General features: G+C 34.0%; 14 protein-coding genes and 3 tRNA genes. 16 read left to right on the top strand and 1 reads right to left on the bottom strand.

Annotated features, from left to right (window positions below; all coding sequences use genetic code 11):
* The first annotated feature begins 21 nt into the window (after nt 1–21).
* The 14 genes from ES674_RS11260 (at nt 22) to ES674_RS11195 (ending at nt 10305) form a co-directional block, all read left to right on the top strand.
* Nucleotides 22–1110, top strand: coding sequence for an AI-2E family transporter (locus ES674_RS11260; protein ID WP_148404149.1), 1089 nt, complete (start codon nt 22–24; stop codon nt 1108–1110).
* A 5-nt stretch (nt 1111–1115) separates the two neighbouring features.
* Entirely contained in the window at nt 1116–2303 is a 1188-nt protein-coding gene (locus tag ES674_RS11255) for a class I SAM-dependent methyltransferase (protein ID WP_148404148.1), read from the top strand.
* A 35-nt stretch (nt 2304–2338) separates the two neighbouring features.
* Nucleotides 2339–3004 carry an HAD family hydrolase gene (locus ES674_RS11250; RefSeq protein ID WP_148404147.1) on the top strand — a complete coding sequence of 222 codons (666 nt, stop codon included), beginning with the start codon at nt 2339–2341 and terminating at the stop codon, nt 3002–3004.
* Nucleotides 3005–3144: 140 nt separating this feature from the next.
* A tRNA-Ser gene (locus tag ES674_RS11245) sits at nt 3145–3228 on the top strand.
* Between the two features lie 25 nt (nt 3229–3253).
* Nucleotides 3254–3328: transfer RNA gene (locus ES674_RS11240), tRNA-Pro, on the top strand.
* Between the two features lie 19 nt (nt 3329–3347).
* Nucleotides 3348–3421 (top strand) — tRNA-Arg (locus ES674_RS11235).
* Nucleotides 3422–3661: 240 nt separating this feature from the next.
* Entirely contained in the window at nt 3662–3973 is a 312-nt protein-coding gene (locus tag ES674_RS11230) for a GIY-YIG nuclease family protein (RefSeq protein ID WP_211359289.1), read from the top strand.
* A 99-nt stretch (nt 3974–4072) separates the two neighbouring features.
* The gene (locus ES674_RS11225; RefSeq protein ID WP_148404146.1) at nt 4073–4912 is read left to right on the top strand and encodes a phospholipase A; all 840 of its coding nucleotides are present in this window, start codon (nt 4073–4075) and stop codon (nt 4910–4912) included.
* Nucleotides 4913–5093: 181 nt separating this feature from the next.
* Complete coding sequence (locus ES674_RS11220) at nt 5094–6035, top strand: TraB/GumN family protein (protein ID WP_148404145.1); 942 nt, start codon at nt 5094–5096, stop codon at nt 6033–6035.
* Between the two features lie 65 nt (nt 6036–6100).
* Entirely contained in the window at nt 6101–6685 is a 585-nt protein-coding gene (locus ES674_RS11215) for a CHAP domain-containing protein (protein ID WP_148404144.1), read from the top strand.
* 12 nt (nt 6686–6697) lie between these two features.
* Entirely contained in the window at nt 6698–7258 is a 561-nt protein-coding gene (locus ES674_RS11210) for a hypothetical protein (protein WP_246126028.1), read from the top strand.
* Between the two features lie 165 nt (nt 7259–7423).
* Entirely contained in the window at nt 7424–8230 is an 807-nt protein-coding gene (locus ES674_RS11205; protein WP_148404143.1) for an SDR family oxidoreductase, read from the top strand.
* Between the two features lie 180 nt (nt 8231–8410).
* The gene (locus tag ES674_RS11200) at nt 8411–9532 is read left to right on the top strand and encodes a DUF2914 domain-containing protein (protein ID WP_148404142.1); all 1122 of its coding nucleotides are present in this window, start codon (nt 8411–8413) and stop codon (nt 9530–9532) included.
* A gap of 77 nt (nt 9533–9609) precedes the next feature.
* Nucleotides 9610–10305, top strand: coding sequence for a hypothetical protein (locus tag ES674_RS11195; protein WP_148404141.1), 696 nt, complete (start codon nt 9610–9612; stop codon nt 10303–10305).
* Between the two features lie 167 nt (nt 10306–10472).
* Here the strand turns inward: ES674_RS11195 and ES674_RS11190 are convergent, their stop codons facing one another.
* Complete coding sequence (locus ES674_RS11190) at nt 10473–10754, bottom strand: hypothetical protein (protein ID WP_148404140.1); 282 nt, start codon at nt 10752–10754, stop codon at nt 10473–10475.
* Between the two features lie 7 nt (nt 10755–10761).
* On the opposite strand from ES674_RS11190, the gene ES674_RS11185 reads away from it, so the two are divergent.
* A complete protein-coding gene (locus tag ES674_RS11185) occupies nt 10762–11193 on the top strand; it encodes a phage tail protein (protein WP_148404139.1) in 432 nt (143 codons plus the stop codon).
* 255 nt (nt 11194–11448) lie between these two features.
* Nucleotides 11449–12555 (top strand): GTPase, encoded by a 1107-nt coding sequence (locus ES674_RS11180; RefSeq protein WP_148404138.1) that lies wholly within the window; start codon nt 11449–11451, stop codon nt 12553–12555.
* Nucleotides 12556–12883: the final 328 nt, after the last annotated feature.

The raw sequence follows: 12883 nt of genomic DNA, 5'->3' as shown, positions 1-12883 counted from the left end.
TGCAATCTGTATATTTACGCCATGAATTCTAAAGAACTTTCTAACGGTATTTTAAGAGCGCTCGGTATAACCGTTGGCGTCCTTATATTCCTATATTTTATTTATAAAATTCAGTCCGTAATTATTTATATAGCTATTTCAGCCATAATTTCGCTAACGGGCAGACCTATAGTTCAATTTTTAAGAAGGCGTTTAAAGTTTAATAATCTCGTGGCTGTTATAATTACTATGGTTTTGCTTTTGGGCTTAATAGTTGGTTTGGTGGGATTATTTATTCCACTTTTGGTTAAACAAGGTCAAAATTTATCACTTTTAAATATTGAAAATCTCCAATTAAATATTGAAAATTTATACAACCAAGCTACCTCTTATTTTAATGTGACCGATTTGCGTATTGAAGATACTTTGGAAGAATCTGGATTATTTACAGCACTTAATTTTGGACTCATTCCAGAGTTTTTAAACGCTATTATTAGTGGTTTAGGAAGTTTTAGTATTGGATTGTTTTCGGTATTATTTATCTCATTTTTCTTTTTAAGAGACAGCAAGCTTTTTGAGCATAGTTTATTGACTTTAGTGCCGGATAACAAAGTAAAACGTGTTAAAAGTTCTATGGAAAAAATAAAGGATTTATTGTCCCGGTATTTCGTAGGACTGGTTTTTCAAATTACAGTACTCTTCATAATTTATACTATTGGTTTGCTGATTGTAGGGGTTCAAAATGCGGTAGTTATTGCTTTTCTGTGTGCTTTAATCAATTTAATCCCCTATCTAGGTCCAATTATTGGCGCATGCATTATGATTATTTTAACCATGACCAGTAATCTAGGAACGAGTTTCAGTGATGTTATTTTACCTGAAACGTTATATGTTTTAATAGTCATTGCTGTTGGACAGTTGATTGATAATTTTTTCAGTCAGCCTATTATTTTCTCCAGAAGTGTAAAATCACATCCATTAGAAATATTTTTAGTCATTATAATTGCAGGATTATTATTCGGCATTGTGGGCATGGTTGTGGCCATTCCTGCATATACGGTGATTAAAGTAATTATGAAGGAGTTTTTATCAGATAATAAAATAGTAAAAGGTTTAACCAAGAATTTATAAAGCGTTTGAATTCAGCCATCTTAAATACCGAAAATCAAGAGTTTATTGCGTCGCATTTAACGGCGGATAGCACCCATTTATTATTCGGAAAAGCACCTTCTCAATCAGCTTCTATTAAAGAATTAGTGGAGCAAATTGAAGCTAAAAAACGTTGTAAACATAAATTGCCAACTTGGTTTAATACGCCTTTAATTTATTATCCGAATAAAATAAATATTGAGCAAACGTCATCTGAAGTTACAGCCCAATACAAGGCCCTATTAGTAAAGGGAAATAGCGTATTGGATGTTACTGGTGGTTTTGGTGTAGACAGTTTTTACTTTGCCAAAAAAGTAGACAAAGTTGTGCATTGTGAAATAAACGTCGTATTATCGGAACTCGCCACGCACAATTTCAAACAATTAGGAGTAAACAATATTGAAACGGTTAATACTGATGGCATAACTTATGTTATTAATGGTAACACACAGTATGATTGGCTTTATATAGACCCTTCCCGAAGACATGATAGTAAGGGAAAAGTGTTTTTCTTAAAAGATTGTTTGCCTAACGTTCCAGAACATTTAGACCCTCTTTTTACACGAACTAAAAGCATTCTGATTAAAACGGCACCTCTGTTAGATATTTCATCAGGGATTCAAGAATTGAAATTTGTAAAAGAAATTCATGTAGTAGCCGTAAATAATGACGTAAAGGAACTATTATGGGTTTTAGAAAAGGATTATGAAGGGGAAATTTTCATAAAAACCATCAATCTAAACAAAGAAGAAAATCAAACCTTTAATTTTAGCTTAAATAACGAAACTAGTGCCCAAGCAGATTATAGTTTGCCAAAAAAATATGTTTATGAACCTAATCCAGCCATTTTAAAATCGGGTGCTTTTAATAGTATCGCCACCCAATTACAGATTCAGAAATTACATCAGCACACTCATTTATACACGAGTGATGGTTTAATTACGTTTCCTGGACGTTCTTTTGAAATTTTAAAAATTTTGCCTTACAGTAAAAAAGCATTCAAAAAAGCGGGTTTAGCGAAAGCCAATATTGCAACCCGTAATTTTCCCGAATCGGTTGCAACTATCAGAAAGAAATTAAATATTGCCGATGGCGGCGAAACGTATATATTTTTCGCGACGAATTTAAATGATGAACGAATAGGTTTAATTTGTAAAAAAGTTGAGAAGCTTTAATATTTCAACGGACTAATGCCCTTAAAAAGAAAACAATGTTAAAAGCAGTATTATTTGATATGGACGGCGTAATTGTGGACACCGAGCCTTTGCATCACAAAGCCTATTACGGCATGTTTAACACGCTTGAAATAGACGTAACGGAGCAGCAATATCAATCTTTCACAGGCCAGTCTACCATAAATGTGTGCAGACAGTTGTGCAACCATTATGAATTAGTTATTGCACCCGAGGAATTAGTGCAAATTAAACGTGATATTTTTAAAGGTTTATTTGTGTCTGATGGGAGTTTGCAATTAATTGATGGCGTTTTGGAACTGATTCAAGATTACCATAAAAACGGGGTGACTTTAGTTTTAGCATCATCAGCATCTATGCAAACCATAGAAAGTGTTTTTAATCGTTTCGAGTTGGATCCTTATTTTAAGGCGAAATTAAGTGGTGCCGATTTAAAAGCATCCAAGCCCCACCCGGAAATATTTTTAAAGGCGGCAGAAACTTCTGGGTTTAAAAAAGAACACTGTTTGGTGATAGAAGATTCTACAAACGGTATAAAAGCGGCAAATGCAGCGGGAATATATTGTGTGGGTTATAAGAGCCTCCATTCCAAAAACCAGAATTATGAGTCCGCAAATTTAGTAATTGACAATTTTAAAAGTATTTCTTATCAACACGCTAAAAAACTGTTATCAGTTCACTAATAGCACGTTATTATAAAAATATTTTGAAGGAAACTAAAAACAATTTTATTTAGTTGAAAAAGTTTCAAAAATAGTTGCGTTCTTTGGAAAGGATAGTTACATTTGCATCCGAATTAAAAGAACGTTCTTTTATATTTATTGGAGAGGTGCCAGAGTGGTAATGGAGCAGATTGCTAATCTGTCGACGGGTAACTGTCGCCAGGGTTCGAGTCCCTGTCTCTCCGCAATTTTTTAGATAACCGTTTTTTTCGGGGTGTAGCGTAGCCCGGTTATCGCGCCGCGTTTGGGACGCGGAGGTCGCAGGTTCGAATCCTGCCACCCCGACAAATTTTATTAGAGTTACGGGCTCGTAGCTCAGCTGGATAGAGCACCTCCCTTCTAAGGAGGCGGTCACAGGTTCGAATCCTGTCGGGCTCACTTAAGACTTCACTAATTATAGTGGGGTTTTTTTGTTTTTATACATTAACGAATTTTCTTAGTGAAACTGTAAAGCGCATTCCGAAAAGCGGAACGGTCACAGGTTCGAATATTGTCGGGCTCACTTAAGACTTTATTTATTATATTAGTTTTTTCGTTTTTAAACACTAAAAATCTTTATGTTAATAAGGGGAATTGTGTAAATTAGTTATAAACTTATTGTTACGTTAAAATCATAAAATGATTTCTTCATATTTATATATTTTATATTCCAAAATTATAGACCGTTATTACATTGGGCATACTTCAGGTGCTATTGAAGAACGTTTAAGAAAGCATAACACAAATCATAAAGGTTATACCGGTCATTCAAACGACTCGATAATTGTTTATTCTGAAACTTTTACCAATAAATTGGAAGCCTATGCAAGAGAAAGAACTATTAAGAAACAAAAATCTACAATCTATATTGAAAATCTAATTAGCACAACTAAAAAGAGCATTCCGCAAATCGGAACGGTGACAGTTTCGAATCCGGCCAGGCTCTCTTAAGACTTCACTAATTATAGTGGTTTTTTTTTGTTTTTGGAAACCAAATAAAATTTATATTATACCCATATTTAAAAAGCTTAAGCTTTACATAAAATCAACATGAAATACCCACTACTAATCATTCTTTTAATAGGAACGTATATTTTTAATTCAAACTTACAAGCGCAAACCCAGACCCAGGAAGAAATACAAAATGGGATTCAAGAAATACCTGCGTTTTCCATCCATAAGGACAATTATTTTATTACGGGAATACCTACCAATAAAGATATTGAATCTAAAACAGCAGACGCTAAATATCAAATAAGCTTTAAGCAAATGGTAACGCGTGATGCACTGCCATGGGAAACGTACCTTTTTATTACCTATACCCAAAAATCATTCTGGAACATTTACGAATTTTCTAGTCCTTTTCAAGAAATAAATTTTAATCCATCTGCCGGGTTAGCAAAATTTATTTATGATAAAGACAAACATGTAAAAGGATTAGCAACATTAATGTTTAACCACAACTCGAATGGAAGGGACAGTATATTCTCTAGAAGTTGGAATAGCTTAAACTTAAAATATGCTACAGCTTTAAACCCAAAGACGCTGATCACGGCCGAAATATGGGCGCCTTTTGGTTATAAAGAGGATAACCCAGATTTATTTGATTATATCGGTATTACAGAAATTACAGTTGCTCATGATTTCATTCCAAACAAATTGCTCTTGGAAGTAAGTGCAAGAAAAGGACTGGAATGGAATTTACAAGGCTCATTAAGATCCCGATTATATTACAATCCATTTAATTCAAAAAATCAATATATTATGTTAGAATGGTATCTCGGAAATGGTGAAAGTTTAGTAAACTATTCGCAATTTGAAAGTATGGTTCGCATAGGCTACGTTATTAAAACAGGGGAATTAGATTTTCTGAAACCCAAAATAAAATAAGCTTTTTCAAATTTTAAAAAAGCCTCACTTTTTAAGTGAGGTCTTTTTTCTTTTAATACGCTTCTAAAAATTACAACTCTTCCCTAGCCTATCTTCAAAAAATCAATTGTGGTTATGGAAACCCATAAGGATACTCTAAATAAAATACCTATTTTTACTTTTAACATTTCAAAAGAATGACATGAAGTTTAAATACTGGATTATATTACTTACTGTACTTCCGAATGTATTATGCTCTCAAAATTACTTGGATTATTACAAAGGAATTAACACCGGTAAACTATTGCTGGCAGACAACCAACCGGAAGCCAGCCTAAATAGTTATTATACCACATTTGAAAATTTCCATTTTGTATTTGCCAGAGATTGTTATAACGCTATTGAAATTGCGGCCTTTGCCAAAGATTCTTTGAAACTAGATTATTTCATAAGGCGTGGCATCCAGCAAGGATTAAAATGGAATCAGATAAATAGGATAGAAAATATTTCCCGTTTTCAATATGCAGATTTTCTAAAAGAAATCGAGAAAGAAAAAGATAGATTAGAAAATAGTTATAAAGAATCCATAAACTGGGAAGTGAGAAACATGATAACCGAGATGTTTCAACAAGATCAAGAAATAAGAGAACGGTATTATGAAGCTATTCTTTTTAAAAGAAATAAAATTGGTCGAGATTGGGAAACATTAAATAAAAAACAAGTTGAGAAGCTAATAGAAATTACGGCAACCTATGGATTTCCTGGCGAAAAACTCATTGGCATTGACACCAACCAAATGCATGATAAAATAGCAAACGCTAATATGTCAGCTGGCATGCCAATAGTCCTATTTATTCATCATTACAGTCAACCTAATCAATCCTATTCGGCATTATTATTGGAGCAAATTAAAACGGGAAATTTATATAATGAGCATTTCGCCACCATCTCCGATTTTGAAGCTGCGTTTGGAAAAAATAAGTTTGAAAATTTTGGGTATTTCGCTTTTAAACACAAACCTAAAGTAATTAATGTTATGGAAATTAATAAAAGAAGAACGGAAATAGCCCTGCCATCCTTAACTGACATGGGAAAATTAAACAGACTTACAACGATTACTAAATTTTGGAACAGACTATATTAAAATGGTATCTAAAGAAAACGTAAGCAACATAATTTATTAAATAAACCTATAAATTAAAAAGTATCTTGAAAAAACGCATCATCCTTATCGTAGCCTTTTTGGCCTTAACAAGCGTCGCATTTTATGCTTCGGGACAGTTAAACCTTATGCAGAAATATGAAATTGGTGAAGAAGTGGATAGCCTAAATGGCGTGGCGGTTTATTATAACGGCTCTGTTGGTCATGTAAAAGGGCGTCGGGTAACAAAAGATGGTTATAATTTAGGATTAAAATTTCAATGTGTGGAATTTGTTAAGCGCTATTATTATGAGCATTTAAATCATAAAATGCCCGATAGTTATGGTCACGCCAAAAGCTTTTTTAATCCCAATATTAAAGATGGACAGATTAATAAACAGCGAAACTTAACACAATTCTCAAATCCGAGCCAATCAAAACCAAGTGTTAACGATTTAATCGTTTATAAAGGCACACCGCTAAATTCCTATGGTCATGTATCTATTATTTCCAAAGTAAAAGACAATGAAATAGAAATAATTCAGCAAAATCCAGATCCTTTCGCTAGTTCTAGAGAAACGTTTAAATTGATTAACGACAACGGAACATGGCGCATAAACAATAATCAAATTTTAGGTTGGTTGCGCAAATAGAAATTAATAACCATGAACTTAAAACACCTAATTTACCTGCTCTTACTTGCCTCAATACCTTTGCATGCCCAATTTATTCCCTCAAATCAGAATCCGAAATACACCTCAAGTTTAAATCCGAAATATAATTCCAGCATCAATCCTAAATACAATTCTCAAATAAACCCCAAGTATAGCTCCAACATAAATCCAAAGTATTCATCTGCTGTAAATCCAACCTATTCCTCGAGTATCAACCCTAAATATACCTCTAGTTTAAATCCCAAATTCAATTCAAAAATAAACCCAAAATACAACGCCAGACTAAATCCACAATTCGGTTCTTGGAACGGAAAACACTTATTTAATGAATCGGCAGATGTTATAGGCATGTTGGTTTATGCCAGTGAAGACGTTTATTTATTTTATAATATGGACAGTGAATGGATGGGCTATTTTGTGCGTGCGAAATCCAATTATAATTTATTTAATTTGGATGGTGAATGGACTGGAAAATTTTTATGCTCTGATGGTGAAAATGGTCATAATTTATTCGATGATAATGCCAACTGGACCGGCAATTACGCCAAGTAAAAACAATTAAAAATAAAGTACTAGCAAACGTATATTTGCAGTTAGTAACCTATATTGAATTACCGCTCATAAACAGACTATTTCCCGAACTTTTATTTATAAATTTAAAGAATTATTTCACCAAAAAAACAACTACTTAAAGCAACTCTTACACACCCAAATCTCATGAAAAATTTAAAAGGAAAAACGGTATTAATCACTGGCGGCGCATCTGGAATTGGAAAAATCATGACACGCCTCATGTTGGAGCGTCAGGCCCGAGTAATTATCTGGGATATTAGCCAAAGCAATATGGATACAACCCTAACCGAATTTTCAAACAACCCAGCCCTTTATAGCTATAAATTAGATATTTCCAATAACCAACAAGTTCAAGAAACCGCCATAAAAGTGAAGCAAGAAGTTGGCGTGGTAGATGTTATTATCAATAACGCCGGAATTATTGTTGGTAAGTTTTTTCATGAACATGACGAAAAGGAAATAAACAGTACCATGCAAATTAACAGTTTGGCACCCATGCATATTTCCAAAGTCTTTCTAGAGGATATGATGCAACAAAACTCCGGCCACATCTGTAATATTGCCTCTTCCGGCGGACTCATCTCCAATCCAAAAATGTCCGTTTATGCTGCTAGCAAATGGGCTTTAATTGGGTGGTCTGATAGTTTGCGCTTGGAAATGAAAGAACTCAAAAAAGACATTCACGTTACTACTATTATGCCCTATTATATTCATACGGGAATGTTTGACGGCGTACAATCTAAAATTCCCATTCTAGATCCTGAAGCGGCCTCACTCACCATTATAAAAGCCATAGAAACCAACAAACGTATGGTAACCATTCCGGGCTATATTTACAGATTAACGCGTTTTGGCCAAGCCATTATGTCCATAAATATGTTCGATTGGTTTACAGGCGATGTTTTAGGAATTTATAAAACCATGGAACACTTCACGGGTCGCAAAAAATAAGAATTCTTATTAAAACAATGCTTTTTTAAATTATATTTATACCGTTTTTATGGCCATTGGCGCCTTGTTAATGGCACAAGCTTTGCTTTGCAACTAATAAACCCACGTGACATTTAAAAATTTAATAAGTACCCATAATAAATGCCAACTTTTTTATAAATTGAGCGGCAATATCTAAAAATGAGTTTAAAAAGAACATTTGTTAAGTTTCGAAATAGTGGCTTCCGAAAATTTATTCGGCAGCACTCCAAATATGCACCCATCCTCTTCTTTACAGGTGGTTTCATCTTTGATACCTTAACGCTTGGGCGTATAGATCGCACTTACGATTTAACCATTCTATGTTCTCACATGACCTCCTTAACCATTGTGTTGTATCTCTATAATTTAGCGGATGACGGCAAATGGAAAAACACCTTTCTAGAACGTTTTGAAGAATATTTCCCACTAGCCATTCAGTTTTTCTTCGGTGGACTTTCCAGCGCTTATGTTATTTATTTTTCCCGAAGTGTGTCCCTTTCAAAAACCATATCATTCTTCGTAATTTTATTAGCCTTGCTATTTGCTAACGAAATTCTTAAAAAGCGAATCTCCAATAAATACCTGCAATTTAGCGTCTACTTTTTTATCAGTTTCACGTTTTTCACCTTTATGATACCGGTTATCTTTAAAGAAATGAATAGCACCGTTTTCATTATTTCGGGTTTGGTTAGTTTAAGTATTACCCTCTTGTTAATAACCATTATCTATAGAAAAAGCCCGAGCACACAGGAAGAAATACGCCTAGGAAAATTAATCGGCATCATAATAACCATGTATATTACCATTAATTTATTCTATTATTTCAATCTTATTCCACCGGTTCCTTTGGCTTTAGATGCGGGTATGGTAGCACACAACATTGAAAAAGTAGACAATAAATATGTAGTAACCTATGAGCGCGATGATTGGTATGTGTTTTGGCGAGATCACCGAATAGAATTCATCCAGCAACCCAATGAAAACGTATACGTATTCACCTCCATATTTGCACCAACCGAAATTAAAAAATCAGTTATTCACCGTTGGAAAGCCTATAATACACAAACGGAATCATGGGATATTACAGATGAAATTGGCTACAACATCACCGGCGGCCGAAATGAAGGATTCCGTGGCTATACCTTCAAAGAAAACGTAAGCCCCGGATTATGGAAAGTAGATGTTATAACAGACGACGGTTTATTAATAGGCGTTATAGACTTTGAAATAATCACCGATCCCAATTTAAAACCCAAGCGTCTTGTAAAGCGAACCTTTTAATATCAGGCTTCAATCCAGTGGTTTATTATAATGTAAGTATCTTATATGCCAAACCTTGAAACCAAACCAAGCACATCATGAATCCAGAAAAAACCTGTTCCATTTGCCAAACAGCCGTAGCAGGTAATTACTGCAGCCATTGCGGACAGAAATATTCTGAAAAGAAAACCCATACCCTAACCCTGCTCGTTGATTTGGTTACCAACTTTTTCTCCATGGAACGTTCGGGTTTTGCAACCATTTTAAAAGTTCTTAAAAACCCCAAATCCATAGTAAATAATTACCATAACGGCTTTCGAAAGTATCATGCCAGCCCCGGTCAAATTTTAGTCTATGGTATAGCCGTTGTGGCACTTCACGTGGCTTTTGTAACAGATGAAATTTTAGGAATAGAACTAAAATTAGATAATCTAGCCGTCCAATATGCTTTCTGGATCTTTCTATATCCCTTTTTTATCAGCATCTCCTATATCAGCTTTTTCCGTGTAGAAAAAAGCTTTTCCAAACACCTCGTATCCCTTATTTATATCGCCACCTCCCTATTTATTGCCATAACAGTAGTAAATGATATAATCATCAGTATTTGGGGAGACATCCTGGGCGGTTATGGCTTTGTGCTATTTGTAGCCCTCATATTTTTTTGGAACAGCCGCGTATTTACAACCCGCAAGAAACCAATTTTCATTCTTCTAAATGCCCTACTCCAAATAGCCATTTTTGCCGGTATTGTGGCGCTTATTGTCAATAACATAGAATATTTCAGCACCAATTAATAAAGTTTGTTAATAAGCTTTATGAAATTTCCCTGCTGAACAATCCCCCTTAAAACATTAAACTACAGCACCTTATTATCTGCTTTTGCGCGCCTAATTTAAATATTATCACTATTTTTAACTAGCCAAACTATATTACGGAGTTATATAAAGCCAATCTACTCCGACTATAATTTGGTTCGCCCCCATCCTCTACTATCCACTAAATCACTGTAGTTTAAATTTAAATCAAATTTGAAATCTATAGCATCCGTGAAATTTAATAGAACCAAGTAATCAGTGAAAATCCGTGAAACCCACCCTCCGTTAGGAGGGTTCGTGTAATCCGTGTAATCCGTGAAATCCGTGTCAAAAAATTCAAATCCACAGAATTGAAATAAACCAAGTAATCCGTGAAAATCAGTGAAATCCGTGTCTAAAAAAATCCACAACCTAATCCTAAAAATCAAACATTTTATGAACAAGTATCCACTTACCACCAACCACTTTTCCGTACAATGGGGCGGCACCCGTATAGCATTCACAGAAGTATCAGGGCTATCCATAAGCACAGAACCCATCCATTTTAGAGAAGGCTCTTCGCCAGATTCCGATCCCAAAAAAATGCCCGGAAAACTAAAATACAGCAACGTCATTTTAAAAAGAACCATCATGGACAGTGATAATGAGTTCTACACTTGGATGAACACCGTAGCATTCAATACAATTGAACGCAGAAACATCACCATTTCCTTACTAAATGAAGTGCAAGAACCCGTTATATCTTGGCGTTTAGACAATGCCTTTCCCGTAAAAATAGAATGGTCAGATTTAAAAGCCAATGCCAATGAACCCGCTGTAGAAACCATTGAAATTACCCATGAAGGTTTGGTTATAGAACATAATTAGTTGTTGATTCAACATTTTAAGTTGTTAAACGTTGATTTTGATAGTTTAAGCTAAAACTTATCTTCATTACGGAATGCCGTAATGTGGCTCTCGGTTATTTTACTATTTTCACAGGCGACCATAAAATACTGTTTTTGGTATATACTATAAGCCTATATTGGCTTTAAATGAAGCAAAAAATAGAAGACAAAGAAATTTGAGGTCTTTTTTAAACAAACAAAACCTTTAGAGAACAATAACTAATAAATGTAAAACATGGAATTCGATAAATTAGGACTAAACGATGTATTAAAAAAATTAAAAGAAGATTTGGAAAGCTTTAAAAATGCAAAAATCAAGTGTGGAATTATTGGTAGAAGCGGTACTGGAAAATCATCTCTAATTAATGCAATAGCAGGAGAAGAAGTTGCAGAAGTAGGAGAAATTGAAACCACTATGAATGTTAAAGAACCAATTGAACACGGAGGTCTATTGTTTTATGACTTACCAGGATGTTCTACAACTAATTTTCCAAAAGAAAAGTATATAGAAGAATTTAATATTCAGGATTTTGACTGTGTTATTTTAGTCACGGCTGATAGATTTTACGAAGACGATTTGTTTTTAATGCAGGAATTAATCCGTATAAAAAAACCAGTTTACGCTGTCAGGACTAAAATGGACTTTTCAGTAGATAGAGGGTTAAAAAGGGGTGTTAATGAAAGAGAAACATATGGTATCATCTTTAACAATCTAACAGAAATGTTAAAAGGATATAGAGTTAAGGGCATTTATTTAACATCTTCTGATTATCCATCAGAATACGATTTAAGTAGATTGTTAGAAGATATATATTCGAGCTTGAATAATTTTAAGAAGGAAAGATTCATAGCTGATATAAATATAACAAGTGAGACAATACTTTTAGAAAAAAGAAAAATTGCTGACAAAATTGTTTCTCGCTATTCTGCACTTGCTGCTGCAAATGGTCTAAACCCCATTCCCGGTCTCGACATTGGCGTTGACGTCACATTAATGATTGCAATGTCAAAACAAGTTCAGAATATTTATGGAATTAATACAGAACAGCAAGAATATAGTATGCAACTGCTAGATAAAAAAAGCGCTAAATTCATCGCTACGAAAGTCCTTCAATATACCTCAAGATACGGTGGAAAAGAGGCAATAATGGTGTTGCTGAAAAAATTAGGTACAACGTTGGCAGCAAAAACAGCTTCAAAATGGGTTCCTTTTGTTGGTCCAATAATCGCAGCAGGTATAGGATTTAAAATGACATCTTGGATAGGCACTGATATGATTAAAGATGCAGAAGAAATAGCTCACGAAACATTTAATTCATTCAAGAAAATAGAAACAACTTAAATTAACATTGCATAAAAATAAGTGCGGATTAATGCTTAAACAAGTGTAGTTGCGTATTTGTTGTGGAAAATCCTCCTTAACAAACACGCAACTATTCTTATAAATAAACATTCAAAAAATCCTTGCTCAAATTCTAATATTATTAATCAAACAAGTTGTTAAACGTTGATTTTGATAGTTTAAGCTAAAACTTGATTTCATTATGGATTGACTTAAGGTGGCTTTCAGTAATTTTACTATTTTCACAGGCAACGAAAAATAAGTATACTGTATTTGGTATATATAATAGATACATATACACCATTAACTATTTATATATATATATATA

The organism is Bizionia myxarmorum (genome assembly GCF_008086205.1).
Lineage (GTDB): Bacteria > Bacteroidota > Bacteroidia > Flavobacteriales > Flavobacteriaceae > Algorimicrobium > Algorimicrobium myxarmorum.
This window is presented reverse-complemented; position numbering and strand designations above follow the sequence as displayed.

What these genes read in the sequence shown, in the direction of transcription:
- ES674_RS11230 (WP_211359289.1), top strand. Translation starts at nt 3,662, where the DNA reads ATGATTTCTTCATATTTATATATTTTATATTCCAAAATTATAGACCGT.
- ES674_RS11260 (WP_148404149.1), top strand. Translation starts at nt 22, where the DNA reads ATGAATTCTAAAGAACTTTCTAACGGTATTTTAAGAGCGCTCGGTATA.
- ES674_RS11250 (WP_148404147.1), top strand. Translation starts at nt 2,339, where the DNA reads ATGTTAAAAGCAGTATTATTTGATATGGACGGCGTAATTGTGGACACC.
- ES674_RS11225 (WP_148404146.1), top strand. Translation starts at nt 4,073, where the DNA reads ATGAAATACCCACTACTAATCATTCTTTTAATAGGAACGTATATTTTT.
- ES674_RS11200 (WP_148404142.1), top strand. Translation starts at nt 8,411, where the DNA reads ATGAGTTTAAAAAGAACATTTGTTAAGTTTCGAAATAGTGGCTTCCGA.
- ES674_RS11180 (WP_148404138.1), top strand. Translation starts at nt 11,449, where the DNA reads ATGGAATTCGATAAATTAGGACTAAACGATGTATTAAAAAAATTAAAA.
- ES674_RS11205 (WP_148404143.1), top strand. Translation starts at nt 7,424, where the DNA reads ATGAAAAATTTAAAAGGAAAAACGGTATTAATCACTGGCGGCGCATCT.
- ES674_RS11210 (WP_246126028.1), top strand. Translation starts at nt 6,698, where the DNA reads ATGAACTTAAAACACCTAATTTACCTGCTCTTACTTGCCTCAATACCT.
- ES674_RS11195 (WP_148404141.1), top strand. Translation starts at nt 9,610, where the DNA reads ATGAATCCAGAAAAAACCTGTTCCATTTGCCAAACAGCCGTAGCAGGT.
- ES674_RS11185 (WP_148404139.1), top strand. Translation starts at nt 10,762, where the DNA reads ATGAACAAGTATCCACTTACCACCAACCACTTTTCCGTACAATGGGGC.
- ES674_RS11220 (WP_148404145.1), top strand. Translation starts at nt 5,094, where the DNA reads ATGAAGTTTAAATACTGGATTATATTACTTACTGTACTTCCGAATGTA.